The organism is Shewanella sp. TB7-MNA-CIBAN-0143 (assembly GCF_040310065.1).
In the GTDB taxonomy this organism is placed as follows: Bacteria; Pseudomonadota; Gammaproteobacteria; order Enterobacterales; family Shewanellaceae; genus Shewanella.
Window position 1 is genome coordinate 151232 of record NZ_JBEOPL010000004.1, and the last position, 15251, is coordinate 166482.

At 37.8% G+C, this 15251-nt stretch carries 16 protein-coding genes and 1 pseudogene; 2 read left to right on the forward strand and 15 right to left on the reverse strand.

Annotated elements, in window-relative coordinates:
- Positions 1–29: 29 nt before the first annotated feature.
- The 14 genes from AAEY97_RS04910 to AAEY97_RS04975 all read right to left on the reverse strand — a co-directional run bounded on the left by AAEY97_RS04910 (position 30) and on the right by AAEY97_RS04975 (position 11688).
- Positions 30–467 (reverse strand): hypothetical protein, encoded by a 438-nt coding sequence (locus tag AAEY97_RS04910; protein ID WP_350996960.1) that lies wholly within the window; start codon positions 465–467, stop codon positions 30–32.
- Entirely contained in the window at positions 454–1344 is an 891-nt protein-coding gene (locus AAEY97_RS04915; protein WP_350996963.1) for an N-acetylmuramidase domain-containing protein, read from the reverse strand. The genes AAEY97_RS04910 and AAEY97_RS04915 overlap by 14 nt, the downstream gene beginning before the upstream one ends.
- Positions 1345–1498: 154 nt before the next feature.
- Positions 1499–1975, reverse strand: a complete 477-nt coding sequence (locus tag AAEY97_RS04920; protein ID WP_350996966.1) for a hypothetical protein — start codon at positions 1973–1975, stop codon at positions 1499–1501.
- Positions 1976–2014: 39 nt separating this feature from the next.
- Entirely contained in the window at positions 2015–2437 is a 423-nt protein-coding gene (locus AAEY97_RS04925; RefSeq protein WP_101086886.1) for a hypothetical protein, read from the reverse strand.
- Between the two features lie 2 nt (positions 2438–2439).
- Positions 2440–3579, reverse strand: a complete 1140-nt coding sequence (locus AAEY97_RS04930) for an RHS repeat domain-containing protein (protein ID WP_350996969.1) — start codon at positions 3577–3579, stop codon at positions 2440–2442.
- A 220-nt stretch (positions 3580–3799) separates the two neighbouring features.
- Positions 3800–4825 (reverse strand): hypothetical protein, encoded by a 1026-nt coding sequence (locus AAEY97_RS04935; RefSeq protein WP_350996972.1) that lies wholly within the window; start codon positions 4823–4825, stop codon positions 3800–3802.
- Between the two features lie 188 nt (positions 4826–5013).
- On the reverse strand, positions 5014–5139 hold the full coding sequence (locus AAEY97_RS04940; RefSeq protein ID WP_259395515.1) for a hypothetical protein: 126 nt from the start codon (positions 5137–5139) through the stop codon (positions 5014–5016).
- A gap of 58 nt (positions 5140–5197) precedes the next feature.
- Positions 5198–5728 carry a hypothetical protein gene (locus AAEY97_RS04945; protein ID WP_182697105.1) on the reverse strand — a complete coding sequence of 177 codons (531 nt, stop codon included), beginning with the start codon at positions 5726–5728 and terminating at the stop codon, positions 5198–5200.
- On the reverse strand, positions 5728–6492 hold the full coding sequence (locus AAEY97_RS04950; protein WP_259395516.1) for a peptidoglycan-binding domain-containing protein: 765 nt from the start codon (positions 6490–6492) through the stop codon (positions 5728–5730). The genes AAEY97_RS04945 and AAEY97_RS04950 overlap by 1 nt, the downstream gene beginning before the upstream one ends.
- 52 nt (positions 6493–6544) lie before the next feature.
- On the reverse strand, positions 6545–6757 hold the full coding sequence (locus tag AAEY97_RS04955) for a hypothetical protein (protein WP_182745452.1): 213 nt from the start codon (positions 6755–6757) through the stop codon (positions 6545–6547).
- A gap of 80 nt (positions 6758–6837) precedes the next feature.
- Positions 6838–8001 carry a lipase family protein gene (locus AAEY97_RS04960; protein WP_350996978.1) on the reverse strand — a complete coding sequence of 388 codons (1164 nt, stop codon included), beginning with the start codon at positions 7999–8001 and terminating at the stop codon, positions 6838–6840.
- Between the two features lie 33 nt (positions 8002–8034).
- Complete coding sequence (locus tag AAEY97_RS04965; protein ID WP_182744363.1) at positions 8035–8526, reverse strand: DUF6795 domain-containing protein; 492 nt, start codon at positions 8524–8526, stop codon at positions 8035–8037.
- A gap of 72 nt (positions 8527–8598) precedes the next feature.
- The gene (locus tag AAEY97_RS04970) at positions 8599–9447 is read right to left on the reverse strand and encodes an immunity 49 family protein (RefSeq protein ID WP_182744362.1); all 849 of its coding nucleotides are present in this window, start codon (positions 9445–9447) and stop codon (positions 8599–8601) included.
- A gap of 15 nt (positions 9448–9462) precedes the next feature.
- Positions 9463–11688 carry an RHS repeat-associated core domain-containing protein gene (locus tag AAEY97_RS04975; RefSeq protein WP_350996982.1) on the reverse strand — a complete coding sequence of 742 codons (2226 nt, stop codon included), beginning with the start codon at positions 11686–11688 and terminating at the stop codon, positions 9463–9465.
- A gap of 440 nt (positions 11689–12128) precedes the next feature.
- On the opposite strand from AAEY97_RS04975, the pseudogene AAEY97_RS04980 reads away from it, so the two are divergent.
- Positions 12129–13016, forward strand: a pseudogene (locus AAEY97_RS04980) (IS982 family transposase).
- Here the strand turns inward: AAEY97_RS04980 and rhlP are convergent.
- Complete coding sequence (gene rhlP, locus AAEY97_RS04985; RefSeq protein WP_350996985.1) at positions 13013–13855, reverse strand: rhombotarget lipoprotein; 843 nt, start codon at positions 13853–13855, stop codon at positions 13013–13015. The pseudogene AAEY97_RS04980 and the gene rhlP overlap by 4 nt on opposite strands.
- 320 nt (positions 13856–14175) lie before the next feature.
- Between rhlP and AAEY97_RS04990 the strand changes: the two genes are divergently transcribed.
- Positions 14176–15249 (forward strand): efflux RND transporter periplasmic adaptor subunit, encoded by a 1074-nt coding sequence (locus AAEY97_RS04990; protein WP_350978119.1) that lies wholly within the window; start codon positions 14176–14178, stop codon positions 15247–15249.
- The last annotated feature ends 2 nt before the right edge of the window (positions 15250–15251 follow it).

The following is a 15251-nucleotide window of genomic DNA, read 5'->3' on the forward strand; positions in this document are numbered from 1 at the left end:
TTAGCAAGATAATGAACATTTTTAATTCACTAGAAATCTTCAATAGAGCCCAACTTACTAAAACCTGAATCATCACAAAGCCAATATTCTTTTGTACCAATTTTTTGTATTGTTACTGATGTTTCTTTAATAATCATATTAAGTTCTTCGCTGTAGTAGTCACTCACTATGACTTCACTATCGTCGTATGTGAAAGTCATACTGTGCTCTGTAACTAAAGAACGGTGGTAGCTCGATTTACTCACATCACTAATTAGCGCTGCATTAGCAAGCTTTGAACTCTCAATATTAAATTGCTCTAATTTAAACGTGTTATCCATTTTACTAATAACAACATCAATCGATTTGGGCTGATCAGCGTGGCATTTAAATATAATCTCTGCCACATCACGCTGAGAGGCGCTACACGATGCAACTAAAAATAAGGATAAAACCCACAAAGCGTTAGAGAGTTTACTTTTTGTCATATTTTTCAAATGCCTTCTGTAATTTAATATCATACTTATTCTGTTCGTACTGCGAACCGTTATAACCTTTAGCAAATGAAGCCCAGTCTAGCGTTATTAGGTACTTTTCTAGGCCTTTATTCTTTACAAAGCTAACGAAAGCATCAAGCTGTTTTCTTTCAGAGCTGAACATTGCTTTAACAAATGCTTCTACGCTAGTAAAACCAGACTCACTATAATTAAAGCCCATAATTTGAAAGCGCTCCCATGAAGTCGACTTCAAAGCCTCTGAAGTATCTAAACTCATGGCAATTTCAAGCCTTGCATACTCTTGGGAGCCACCGGTATATAAGCTTCGATTCCAGGTTATGCTGGATACAGATGGATGACTCTGATCATACTTGTGATTTGTCAAACGAGCAAAAATATGGGCTTCAAATAATATTTTCGGCTTTCCGTTTGAGAAAAATGCATCACCAGAAGACTCTACGTCCGCAACAGCTTTAACAGCAGCGACTTTACAACCAAGTTGATTCGCAATATCTAGATAATCAGAATCTGATATTTTTTGAATTTCGCTAGATGCTACTGGCAACTTAAAGTGAGCTTTGCTTGAGACCGCTATTAGCTTTTCATTTAGCTTTCGATGAGTTCGACCATTTACGTCAATTTTGTCATCTGGACGTACCATGTTGAGTACTTTACTTTGAAATAGCTTTATCGCTGCAACAGTTTTAGCGCTTTCAGGCCTAGAGCCTAAACGGCCATCAACAATTAATGATTTTGTAGGAGGAATGGATTTGAGTAGTTTGTTTAAACCAGTTTGTACTGCTTTTACATCGTTTCCATTGTTAGCTCCACCCAGCCCGACAGCTTGAGTTATTTTTATTGATGACATCTTATTATCCTTGTCATTATTGATTTAAGTAATAGATAGAATCTGTAACTTTTTTAATTTTTTGGGAATTAATTTTTGACAATTTAGCGTTATAATTACATTTCCACGACATGTTTTCATCGTTAAAAAGCCCACACAGAACATGCCTATATTTTTATAAAGTTTCAAAAATATACGAGAGGAATTTATATCCCTTTTTATTAATAAAATTAGCATGCCTTGCAATTTGTGATTTAACATTTCCAAAAAATGATGATTTAGATACTTCATTGAGATAACGATTTACAGAATTCCATTCAGGCCCATTTTGATTTTCAAAAAGAAAACTATAAGTAAAGCCTCCCCTGCTTTTTTGAGCGCAATACGAAGATAAGTTAGCAAGTAAATGGTTAAGATCATCTTCAGATACTTCCAAACTATCTAAAAATTCTAAAAATTCTAAAAAAAACTTATCAAATTCTTTTGAGTGCTCTCTTGATTCTTCTGCGTAAACCCTTGCTGCGCCTACCATTTGAGCACCATACACATGTCCATCATAATCAGGGCTTGGTATAAAATATGAACCTTTGCCCCTAAAAAAATCATGCACACTTCCGCTTTCTATAGCTTTTTGAAAATTATTATTTATCATTTTATTTTTGAGGGATTATCTTAATACTCACCTAAAAATTTACAGGTTAAAATCTATAGCAAAAAATTCCATTTTTTTGTTTTCTCTTTTTATTTCGAAATATTTTACTCTTTCAATATACCTTTCAAAAAAGCATTGTTGACACCACCCAACTAAATCATTTTGTGCCTGATAAAATGGGTCTTTATGCCCAACACAAACTTCTTTATCTACACTGTTTACAAAAGCTCGTAATGATGGATCATATAAAATACCTCCAACTAATGGGATACTATATTTTTTTACACAAACATCACAGAACCATTTTGTTTCATAGTACTTTTCTAACATAAAACGTTCATAAAAAAGAGGTGTAATATTAATAGTTTTATTAGACTTCGCAGCTTCTTTAATGTGTTTGCACACAAAAGAATTCTGATAACAGGTGTGCACATTACACATTGACGGTTTTTTAACTTTCATAACTATTCATTACCTGCTTTTTTAGATGTATTAGACTCTTTTCTTAATCCCGCAACATATCCAACAGTCTTTTTATTCACAGGTGAAGAAGCTGGTGCATCTTTTCCACCAGCATTAAGAACACCAAAAACATGTGTTAAACAACTTTTATTTGTTTCATCATATTCCGGTGTATCTAGCTTATCTGCATCCCCGCCTGCTTTAGCATAAGAAAATTCACCCTTTCTAACCAGTGATTCTTGATATTGCATTGCATTAAGCGCATCAGGAATGCTTACATTATATATATCAACTAAATTCATACCATTATCTTCACTTGGATCAAATTCTATATCTAAAGTTTTTGTCCCTTTCCCTCCCCATTGTTCAGTTCCATACTTTTTGCTTTTATATTCTATCACTATTGCAAAGTGAGGACTCTCAGCCCCTTGATAATGATATATATGTGCAATCCCTTCCTTACAACTCAACCCAAACGGATCTACCCAATTCACTGGATTCGGCGCATATTGATAATGGTTTATGCCGCCTACCAATCCTATTGGGTCTTGATGAATAAATCGAGCTTGCTGAGGGCTGTAGTACCTAAAACGGTTGTAGTGTAACCCTGATTCGTCATCAAAGTATTGCCCTTGAAAACGGATTGGGTTAGTTATCTTGTCTTGCTTGGCTGCATCTTTAAAATCTGTATATTCAATGTCTCTATCTTTAATAGATGTGCTTTCAATTGTCTGGCCGAACACGTCTTGCTGACTGCGCCAGACAATTTTAGCATTTTCATCCGTTAAGCAAATAGGTGTGCCGAGTTGGTCTAAGTGATAATAATAAACCTGTCCTGCTTTAATCAGTGCTACAGGTGTAAAAGTATCAGGCTGATAAATATACCAAGTGTATTCACCTAAAGTGCATTCGCCAATAAGCTGATGATTGTCCCAAATGAAGTCGGTGCGACCAAGTTCAGTAATTTTTGCACTGCGGCGGCCTAATGCATCATATTCGTATTGCGTCAGCTTGCCATTAACGTTGATTTGAACCAATTGGTTCAAACCATTAAAACTACGTTGTTGTTTATCGCCGCTGCCTATTTGGCTGATTTGGTTGCCACTGACGTCGTAACGGTAATCAACGCCTGCCATGCTCATTAAGCGGTCGTTGTTAACCACCACATCATTAAGGTTTTTATTGGGCCTTGCTGTGTCGGATGATAAAGCCGATGACGCTGGCTGTTGAATGTGTTCTGCACACTCTAATCCTGCAGAGCCATTAACACGACCTTCAATCAAAAGCAGATGCGTTAACCAGTAACGCATCTATATTGGGGTTATTCATGTTTTAAAGAGCTGATACTGTGTTTCGCTTTATTTATTCGCATCTATCTTCATCAATTGGCGATAGGACACTTCGTAAGGGGGGATTATGCGTCACAATCGATTTTTGAAAGCTCACATTTAAATCAGCTAATGACTCAATACCAAATTCTTTTAATGCTGACATCAATTGCTCTCCCTTGATATTTTTGTCACGTAAATCAATCACAAAGCTTTGTAAGTTTTGCAGTTCAGCCAATATTTTACTGACTTCTTTACTGAGTGGTGCCTGTGCTTCTTTTAACGCATGATAAGCCGCTTCTCTTGCGCTATCTGATGATGAGAGAAGTGTTATTTTTTCATCGAATGCAGAGTGTAATTCTGCTTTGTATACTGTTAATTTTTCAACAATATCAGCAATAGTAACCTCTTTTTCACGGCTGAACTCCTGCTTAGCGTCATCGATACGCTCGAATACTTTTTCTAATCGCTCTTCATAGTCGTTAAAGTCATTCACTACTCGCCATAAATCAGCAACAGACTGTTGTGGGTAATCTGCTTCTTCAATCATGCCAAAAATCTCCATCCGAACAGCGTTTACGGCTAACATCGCAGGCTTAATGGCGGCTATCGCAAACACACCAATCACAGCATATAATTGATATTCTGACGTCATGCTAGGAACGTGACCGGTGACAAAGTAAACAAGACCAGCATTGATAAGATGCGCAACAACGGCAATGATAGCGGCTTTAATCTTGATTTTTTTAACCCTGACTAAATCATTGCTCAAATCAATACTGTCAGGCTTTTGAGGATGTGTCGCTCGTCTCTCTAGCATGGTTTGAGCATTACGGGCGATAAAGTAAGTGCTACCGATTAATAAGCTAATGGTAGATACATACCAGAGATAAAGAGTCGCTGAAACCCAGACATGAAATTCAAATTCTGGGACGTCATATTGTTGAGCAAACCATTTAATCAACACGACCAGTAAAAAGGTCCCCACAATCCACCCTAACCACTCCTTGATTGTTTGAGTGTAAAATTCGCGTCTAATTTCGCCGAATATATCGTGCATAGTATTCCTTTACCTTATTGATGATGTTGATTCCGCCTAATTACTGTAGAAAACTAGGCGTTAGATATCATGATGATAAGTTTATTTATGTGGGTATGAGACTACTCATCACCAAGAACATGAAATAATTCTTAGCTAAAAAGATAATCTTTGTTAATTTTACCATTCTTTATAGAACCCTATATGTGTCAACGGTATTCTTCGAGTTGAATGCCACACAGAAAAGCGTTAACCACCACTCGCGAAAAACGGCGATAATAAAGAATATATTCTACGCTAACGATGGTGCCTTTGGGTCTGGAAATACTATTCAATTCAGTAGCCTTATCGGCTGACAGCACAGCTACTGAGATAAATGCCAATGATATTATTTTAACGCTTTTTATGTATACCCGTTAGGTCAAAATCATAGTATGCCAATTGGTTTATTACCTTATTTTTAACTAATTCGGTATTGTTAACTTCAATACTTCCATTAACGATATTGATTTGGCTTAAATTACTACTTAAGGTAAAGTTTGGAAGTTCAATTAAATCAGAGTCTACATATTGGTACCCTTTCAATACCTGAAGCTTGTTCCCCGTATGATATTTGATCAAGGCATACTCAATATCATCTTTTTTTATCAGTGTGATATTTGGCGTGTGTCCCTTCAAACGAACAGCAATAAATGGAACACCTTCATTATATGCTAAAACATAGGTGTCAAGAGTCGGTAAACAAATGCCCGATTTATCTTCATGTAAAAGTTTAACTTGATCAAATCTTTTTGACTTAACATCATCACTACTAAATTGCACTAGTATCGGCTTTATCACTTTTATTTGAATACAATCTGACGCTGCAGCAAAATGGCTAGCGGTCAATAATAAGACTGCAAAAATAGATTTATATAACGTCATTACTTAACCCCATAGGTTTGCCAATTATGAACATACTCTTGAATTGTTCCCTTACCTAACGGCGTATTGTAATAAGATTTCCAATACGCTGCCTGACCATGAAGATCATCCTCTGATGGTAACCCTGCTGGTGCCCTTAAATAATGCACTCTTGCCATAGCACATGCATATAGATCATTATCTTTTAGCTCTTGTAATTTGTCATCATTGTTCAACAATTCGCTGACTTTTTTTGCAAGATCGGGTCTGTATGCTAGATAATTATCCCAAATATCATCGTGTGTGGCAGGTTCCATTTGAAAATAACTTAAAGCAGGCCCACCACCTAATTGTTGTCGGTATTTTAAACGACTCTCCTGGATAGCTGTTCCTAGTAGTAACATTTCTGCATTTCTGGAGGCTAAACCTATTTTCAAAAGAGCTGGCTTTATTACATTAGTAATGAAAAGTTTAGGGTCTTGCATTCCGGTGACCTGAACGCTATTTACTATCAACAATTCATTTATCTTTCGATGAGTTCGACCATTTACGTCAATTTTGCCATCTGGACGTACCATGTTGAGTGCTTTACTTTGAAATAGCTTTATCGCTGCAACAGTTTTAGCGCTTTCAGGCTTAGAGCCTAAACGGCCATCAACAATTAATGATTTTGTAGGAGGAATGAATTTAAGTAATTTATTTAATGCCGTTTGTACAGCTTTTACATCGTTTCCATTGTTAGCTCCACCCAACCCGACAGCTTGAGTTATTTTTATTGATGACATCGTATTATCCTTGTCATAGTTGATTTTAATAAGAGATAAAATCTGTAATTCTTTAATTTTCGGGAACTGATTTTTGACAATTTAACGATATAATTCCATTTCCCTGAGGTATTCCCCAACGGATTGGGTTAGTTATCTTGTCTTGCAAAGCAGCATAATCAACATCAGCTTGTTCATTATCTGTATCTTCAATGTCCCTATCTTTAACAAATGTGCTTTCAATTGTTTGGCCAAACACATCTTGTGGGTGAACTCTGCCAGCCACTTAATTATGATTTTCTAAATTTGAAATTATATCTTTAAGAAATCTGAATTAGTTCTAATTAACTTATCGTACTAGTAAAATCACATATAAATACCTACGGCTGGTATGGCTGCTCGAACCAATGTATTTAATTTGTTTAGCATAAGAACTAATAAATCTTTAACAAATTTGTATGTAATATCAACGACTTTAACACTAGGTTTACCGACGAAATTTAAAATATGACCCAATAACCCTTTAGCATCAGCAGCATACTCGGTCGTCATTTTGGATATTTCAACAATACCTCTCGCAAGTGCATCATATAATGTTAATGTACCACCCACAGCAGCTTGCGCTAAAATACTCGATAACTTTCCACTTTCACGTAATAAAGTGAGTAAAGCATCGCCAATTTTATCCGACCAATGAGCATTAAAACAAGCTAAGTGCCGTTTTCGATAGTTTAACCTCACAACGGCTAAATTTTGGATTGAGCCTAATTGCATTTGTGAATACTCAGAATACCTAGTTGCTGTATTTATATAGCCTGGAGCATCTCCATCCATCATATGAGATGCTCCAGTCAAAGAAACACAAGTGCTCAATCGATATTCTTTTCCTGCATGAACAAACGGCCATACAGGGACCATCGGAACAGGGTCACTTCGATGAACTGCGCGATAAATACCATGTAAACTAGTTTCTGTTTGCAGAGCATAAGCATTGAATCCAACTCTAGGAGAGCCAAAAGTATATAACTTAACTGGAATTTTATAATTCGAACGTATCCAAACAGCTGCAAGATTTGCTATTGCACCACCCAAACTATGGCCAACACAATGAACAGGCCTATTTCCTAATTGATCTAGAAGAATAGCAAGTTGAGATTTAATTGACTCAAAAGTCTTGTTGAAACCTGCATGAACCGTTTTATTGTTACTACTACAAGTCACACCACAATGTAAGTCAGTTATAGCATCAGCCATCGATGCCGTACCTCTAAAAATGATTACCGCTTCATTTTTAAAATTCCCCTCAGAACGGCCTATCCCAAAAAAACCAAAGCCAGAAGTATGATTAAGTAAATGTTCTGCAATAGTTCCCGATACCCCATGGAGAGTAGATTTCTGAGCATTAAACATGAACTGTTTTCTCAACATAGCTGGAACTTGAATCTTTGCTATATTGTCTTTACTTATATTTTTACTTTTATATGCAAAACTCGCTAAATTAACCGCTAATTGTGGTGTTAATGTGTTCATATCATTCCTTTGATTATTCTTGTACATGTCAATTTAAAAATTAAAAAAGTCTTCATCGTCATCGTTTAATTCATAGACATCAAAATCAGTTTGCCAACGACAAATACTAGTTCCATCAAACTCTAAATTACGATTACGTTTGTTCGGAAAAGTAAAATCAACCTCCTTAGAGGTTAAGTCAGCATTCAATGTTGCTAATTTTTCTTTTACTTCGGGGGACTCTTCGATACCTATAACACTAGAACGCCAAAGGAGGTACGATTGACCATCATGAAACAGTTCAATTTGCTGTTCAGTAAAATTATGAACAAACATGTCTCCCGGTTTTTTTGAACTTAAATTAACTTCGGGCATAGAGAATTCTCCATTTTCGTCTGTTCGAGTTTCATCATTTTCAACAAACTTATGGATATAATTTAGTTGCCGTGTAATTTTAGCGCCAACAACAGGTTTTCCGTTTAACAAAACCTGCCCTTTTACTTCTGAGCACATGTGTACGTCGTATGTTTTTAGTAGTCCAAACATGTTGAGCAAATCTCCCTATTAAAAATACTCTCGATAATTAAACATCTACCGAAGATACTTCATCTTAACCCGTTAAAAATATTTACCTTCAATCAAAAAGCGTGGCAGAGAGTCACTTTCAACCAAGACTTGATTACCTCGGTCATGCCACATACAGGCCATACCGAGCAATTGGAGTGGCAAAAATGAATCAACAGGCACAGTGTTAGGATCACTTGCATTTATCCAGTACTTTTCTTGCAACTGAAGATTTTTAGCAAGCGTTTCGTTAAAGTCAAACCCGATATCTGTCGTGAGCGCTGCAAAGGTTTCTAGATACCCCATTGCGATATCAAGCGCCCAATCGTTACCTTGCGCTACCGCCATTTTCATACATTCGTTTAACAATGCAGGATAATTGCTTTGACGGTGATGGTAGGCTTGAAATACTTCAACCAAGTTATAAGATACAGGGCCAGCTTTGGTTGCACTTTGTTTCATTATCTCTACGGGAAAATTAGCTAAGCTGTCCATACTTTCTTTATCACGCGTAATTACCGCTAAAAAATAGGCATCGAGCCACTCTGCAGGGGCTGCATAGCCAGCTTCTAACATGCCTTTGCCGTTCCAAGTTACTTGAGGTAAATCATATATCTTAAACGTAAGCTCTTGCTCTGGTTGCGCAGCCAACTTCAAAAATGCTGAATACATTTTTGAGGCAAGCTTTAGGCCCATTGCTGACTCTTGTTCTATCTCTGGGGTTTGTTCTGCCCAGGTGAGCCAACGAGAAAAATTAATATATAGTTGAGAGAACCTTAGCAAGTTATCTCTTTTATTAATTATATTTACTGGAATTTTTTTTATTCTTTTCTTTGGGGATTCTAGCCACTCCTCCAAAGACGCTTTTTCAAATTGAGGCTTATGAGTTCTTTCAGTTTTCATTTGTTAACCTGCTAATTATAATAAATCAATATCAAACTCTGAAATTTTTACTTCACTAACCTTAGAGCCAGTATCCGTTTTCGTTATCGGAGTTTCGATATGCAAATATTTAATGATGTTTTCATCATCTATGGCTTCTTCGATTGCATTAGCCGCTTTCTTATCAGATGTATTTGGTAAACTTTTCCCCATATTATCTGTAATGGCCTGCGCATATTTGGGTGTTCCCTGCTGATAATCACTGTCACCAATCTGCTTTTTACCCAGTGGACTCTTGCCCCCTTTGGCTTCAACAATGATCACATCACCGTTAGCATTTTGATACACCATATCAAAGTTACCCGATACAGAAGAAGATTCATCCAAACTGTCTGGATGAATTCGCTCATAACCAGGGTAAGTGGCTTTCACTGCCATATCTGCGGCTTTTTCGCCTATTTTGGCTGATTGCTCATTCACTTTTGGGATTTGCTTATTATATCCATCAGTTTGACGAGCAAACTTATCACGCTCTATCATTGCCTCATCGCGCTCGTCACAATGTTGTTGCAATTCATCCTTTTCTTCAGGCGTCAATTTATACGTTTTTTCTGAGTTTTCTTTCTTTTTAGCTGTGATCAACGTTCTGGCTGTATTTTCTTTAATGCGCCCTTTACTGGCCCACTCATCATTCACAGCCTTACCGCCAAATTCATGCATACCAGCAAACTCTTCAATGGTAAGCTCCATTTCTTTTAGCTCACCACCAATGTTACGGCGAATAGTAATGGTGTTATCCACTTCATTCATCGATTCAAGTGTATAAGCATAATTTAGCTTATTTACTCCATCCGGCTTTTGTACTTTTAATTTACCTTCTGGATCGGTAATGGCAGCACTATCAATTGCACTTTGTAATATCTTATCTTTCGTTTTTTGATCTATTCCTTTGCCAACTAAATTATCTAACATCGCCGATAATTTAGCTTGCCCTTCTTTACACAACAACCCAAATGGATCCACCCAATTCACATGATTAGGCGCATATTGATAATGATTTATGCCACCCACTAATCCAATAGGGTCTTGATGGATGAATCGTGCTTGTTGAGGGCTGTAGTACCGAAAGCGGTTGTAGTGTAAACCTGATTCGTCATCAAAGTATTGCCCTTGAAAACGGATTGGGTTAGTTATCTTGTCTTGCTTGGCTGCATCTTTAAAATCTGTATATTCAATGTCTCTATGTTTAATAGATGTTCTTTCAATTGTCTGACCAAACACGTCTTGCTGACTGCGCCAGACAATTTTAGCATTTTCATCCGTTAAGCAAATAGGTGTGCCGAGTTGGTCTAAGTGATAATAATAAACCTGCCCTGCTTTAATCAGTGCTACAGGTGTAAAAGTATCAGGCTGATAGATATACCAGCTGTATTCACCTAAGGTGCATTCGCCAATCAGTTGGTGATGATCCCAAATAAAGTCGGTGCGACCAAGTTCGGTGATTTTTGCACTGCGACGGCCTAAGGCATCATATTCGTATTGGGTCAGCTTGCCATTAACGTTGATTTGAACCAGTTGATTTAAGCCATTAAAGCTGCGTTGTTGTTTGTCACCCCTACCTACTTGGCTGATTTGGTTGCCACTGGCGTCATAGCGGTAATCGATGCCCGCCATGCTCATTAAGCGGTCGTTGTTAACCACTACATCGTTAAGGTTTTTATTGGGCCTTACTGCATCGGATGATAATGCCGATGAAACTGAATGTTGAATTTTTTCAGCGCGCTCTGTATCAAATGTTGAACTGTTAACACTGGCATCAACACGGTTATCGTTATCACGTAGAGAATGAGTAGGATTACCAAATCCATCCCATTGGTATTGTTGCTGAACACTGGTTTTGTTGCCAGTAGGGTTATCCGATACACGAGTATGACTGTCACTGACGAGTTTGCTGATGTTGTTATAGCGAAATGGCTTAACATCGGGTGTGCTTTTGGTTTCAGGCCCTTGAGAGGTTTGAACCTCACTAGTTGCGCCCTGCTCTGCTACTTCGCTATCACAGCGAAGTAATTGATGTTGCTTATCGTATTGATAATGTCTTGATGCGAACAGAGCTGACTCTGATGAGGCAAGCTCTTCTAATATAAACTCTGGTGCTGCGTTATTTGAGCTCGCATGTCGCCATGTCTGCTCAATTAATCTTGAATAGCTATCATAGGCATGACTGAGTTCAAGTTGATTACCTTGTGTCGCTTTATTCAATAAACCCGATGGCAGATAGTGATATTGAGCCAGCTGTACACACTGCTTTGATGGGCCATTGACTGTAAATCCATTGTCTGTAACGCTAATGCCACTTAATTTACTGTTTTTACTGTTTTTACTGGTGAAAAACGATCATCCGCAACCTTAAATTTTCATAAAATAAATCATAAGTATGAGCTAGAATATTGCCAGGGCAATCGCATGAACGTTTTTAATTTAAATCTGTGAAAATTAGAATAAGAGGAAGTTTAGTCGATAACAATTTCTATGGTTAGAATATGAAATATTGGATATACCTACCTCGACTTGTATGAAAAACACTCACTCGTGCGGTAGCCCTGCCTTACTTAACCTGAACTCGGGATAAGAATTGAACTAAACGCCCTCTTTACGATCAGATCTTTCGACCAAGAAGGATTTAATCATGCAGAGGGCGTATGAATAATTTAATGGATATATTTTGTGATGTCGATGATTTTTGTGCTGTATTCACTCCGCAATGGAAAACACAATGCCTGACTGACGGCACACGAAGACGTCAGCGCTCAAATTGAATGGACATGAGCGAAATAATGACCATTATCATACTCTTCCATACATCCCACCACCGTGACTTCAAGAACTTTTATACTGGTTATCTTGCTCGATTCTTTAAATCTGATTTTCCACATTTGCTCAGTTACAGCCGCTTTTTGGAACTAATGCCCACAACTGTCGTGCCATTGTACAGCTATTTTTGTACCATAAGAAGTCAGCCAACAGGGATTGGGTTTGTTGATTCAACGAGTATCAAGGTCTGTCACAACTTACGAATTCCAAGGCATAAAAGTTTATCGGGCCTCGCTAGCCGAGGAAAAGGCACGATGGGATGGTTCTACGGGTTTAAACTTCACCTAATTGTTAATCACAAAGGCGGCATTGTAGCCGCCAAAATAACGCCCGCGAATGTGCATGACACTCAGCCTGTATCGGGGATGGTGGTTAACTCAATGGATAAACTTTATGCCGACAAAGGCTACATTAGCAAAGCACTGGCGAGCGACTTACTCGAACAAGGTGTTACGATCGTCAATAATGTCCGTAAAAACATGAAAGCTAATGCATTATCCCTATGGGATAGAGCGATGCTTTCACGTCGATTTATCATTGAAACCATCAATGACCAGCTAAAAAATATTTCACAAATAGAGCATACAAGACATCGAAGCGTGCATGGTTTTATGTTGAATATGATAGGCGGATTGATTGCCTATCAACTGAAAGAAACTAAGCCACAACTCAATATTACGAATGCTGAGTTTGGCGCTATTGTTGTTATGGCTTAAACCGATCTCAGGTTACTTAGTCTTAATCGAATGAATAACATTATCAATAATAATAAACCAAACTGAATATCAATAGTCCCGCCGCTGTAATTATTGCTATGTTCCACCTTGGCAATTTTTTCCTCTTTAATTCTCACTTTAAATCGAGCTAACTCATCGTCTAAGTTTTTAGTCATATCAGTAACCGCCAGGTCAAAACCTTGCATCGATTTTTCAGCTAATGTTTCGTCAATACCAATAGCGGTTGTGCGCTTTTCGAGCTTACTGATCCCTGGTGCTCTAAAGAGCATTTTCCTACTTTTAATGTCAAACACTGCAGTATCGACAAACGTTTGTACGGTATTTTCATTGCCCGGAATCACATACATACCCACGATGGTCCAATACAATAACGCGGCATTATTCTCTACAGACTGAGTCACTTGATCGTAAGACACCAACGCCATTACATCGACATCATATAAACGCCCAACTTGTTCTAATGTGTTAAAACCATCACCACCTGCAAGATAAGTACTCGGAATGACTTCAATGCGGTCAATATAATCATATTGAACAAAAGCCGCTTTCACTTTTTCAAGTAATTCGTATTGATCTTTACTATGCACTGCCTCTTTTTGAAAGCCTGTAGACGGTACAAAGGCAATACCGACTTTTACCGGTAATGTGAGCAATGGAACTTCGGCGCTATGTACTGCACGGGCTTCTTTATTAGGATACAAAAAGTCCATCAGACTGCTCGAAACAGACTGTTTCCCCGACTGCTGGCTCACCAACATACTGCATGAGGACAATAAAAAAACTGATGCCATCATGCCCAACCATGTTGTTGTTTTCATTTACGCTTCCTTTTAAATTATTTTCCATTTATTGATATCAATGAATCTGTTTATTTCTACAACACGAAAATACATAAATAACCAATCACACCAAATGTTAATTATTTTCACTACATTAACATTGTCAATTTCGCTAACCCTTAACCAAAAATACTATAAACCTTTGTTATTTATACACTATAAAAAGTGGCACAGTTAGTGCTTTGATGTATTTAATTAACATTAGTTACAAATGATAACGTGACGTTAACTCGCTTAAGAATAACAATAAGTACATTAGCGTCATTTAATTCAAAAAATATAACACTAGCAGGTACCCCATGGATAGGTTCATCAGCATGAAGAAAATGGCAATTCCTTTACTTTGTATTGCAGTATTGAGTGGTTGCAGCGGCGAAGAAGAGCAAGCAAAAAAAGATGAAAAATTTGCTATTCCGGTTGAAACAGCACTGGTCACCACAGGCAATGTATCCTCTTTTTACAGCACCACCGCCACACTTGAAGCACCTGAAGAGTCTCATGTGATGAGCCGCATTGCTGGGATAATCGAAAAGATTAACGTTGAAGAAGGCGATCGGGTTACCAAAGGGCAAATACTTGCGGTAATTGATGCCAAGCGTCAACGTTATGATTTCAATCGTTCAGAAGCCGAAGTGCAGATTATTCAGCAAGAGTTAAATCGTTTAAATAAAATGAACAACAAAGAGTTTATTAGCCAGGATCAAATGGCCAAGCTCGAGTTCAACCTACAAGCTGCTAAAGCACAGCGCGACTTAGCAGAGCTACAAGTTAAAGAAAGCCAAATCACCTCACCCATTAATGGTGTCGTTGCTTCACGCTATGTTAAAACAGGCAATATGGCAAAAGAGTTCCAAGAGTTATTTTATGTTGTTAATCAAGACCAACTTCACGGCATATTACACTTACCAGAACAACAACTTGCTAGTTTACGGGTTGGTCAACAAGCCAGTATTATTCAACAACACCAAGGTACAGCGGCCAATATTATCGATGCAAAAGTGCTGCGCATTAGTCCGATAGTGGATGCTCAAAGCGGTACGTTTAAAGTGACGTTAGCCGTGCCAAATCAAGATGCAACATTAAAAGCGGGTATGTTTACTCGGGTTGAACTTAAATACGACACCCACCTTGATGTACTTACCGTGCCTTATAACGCATTAATCAACCAAGACAACACTCAAGCTTTGTATGTGATAAAAGACACCAAGGCACAACGACGTGAAGTCACCTTGGGATATCGTGAAAATAACACGGTTGAAATTTTATCGGGTGTTGAAGATGGCGAACAAATTGTCATCAGGGGCCAACAAAACCTCAAAGATCAATCATTAGTGGAAATTATTACCCCACTTAGCTTCGCAGCTATTCGATAACG

Coding starts and splice junctions, on each gene's coding strand:
- AAEY97_RS04910 (WP_350996960.1), bottom strand. CDS start 467: ATGACAAAAAGTAAACTCTCTAACGCTTTGTGGGTTTTATCCTTATTT.
- AAEY97_RS04915 (WP_350996963.1), bottom strand. CDS start 1,344: ATGTCATCAATAAAAATAACTCAAGCTGTCGGGCTGGGTGGAGCTAAC.
- AAEY97_RS04920 (WP_350996966.1), bottom strand. CDS start 1,975: ATGATAAATAATAATTTTCAAAAAGCTATAGAAAGCGGAAGTGTGCAT.
- AAEY97_RS04925 (WP_101086886.1), bottom strand. CDS start 2,437: ATGAAAGTTAAAAAACCGTCAATGTGTAATGTGCACACCTGTTATCAG.
- AAEY97_RS04930 (WP_350996969.1), bottom strand. CDS start 3,579: ATGAGCATGGCAGGCGTTGATTACCGTTACGACGTCAGTGGCAACCAA.
- AAEY97_RS04935 (WP_350996972.1), bottom strand. CDS start 4,825: ATGCACGATATATTCGGCGAAATTAGACGCGAATTTTACACTCAAACA.
- AAEY97_RS04945 (WP_182697105.1), bottom strand. CDS start 5,728: ATGACGTTATATAAATCTATTTTTGCAGTCTTATTATTGACCGCTAGC.
- AAEY97_RS04950 (WP_259395516.1), bottom strand. CDS start 6,492: ATGTCATCAATAAAAATAACTCAAGCTGTCGGGTTGGGTGGAGCTAAC.
- AAEY97_RS04960 (WP_350996978.1), bottom strand. CDS start 8,001: ATGAACACATTAACACCACAATTAGCGGTTAATTTAGCGAGTTTTGCA.
- AAEY97_RS04965 (WP_182744363.1), bottom strand. CDS start 8,526: ATGTTTGGACTACTAAAAACATACGACGTACACATGTGCTCAGAAGTA.
- AAEY97_RS04970 (WP_182744362.1), bottom strand. CDS start 9,447: ATGAAAACTGAAAGAACTCATAAGCCTCAATTTGAAAAAGCGTCTTTG.
- rhlP (WP_350996985.1), bottom strand. CDS start 13,855: ATGAAAACAACAACATGGTTGGGCATGATGGCATCAGTTTTTTTATTG.
- AAEY97_RS04990 (WP_350978119.1), top strand. CDS start 14,176: ATGGATAGGTTCATCAGCATGAAGAAAATGGCAATTCCTTTACTTTGT.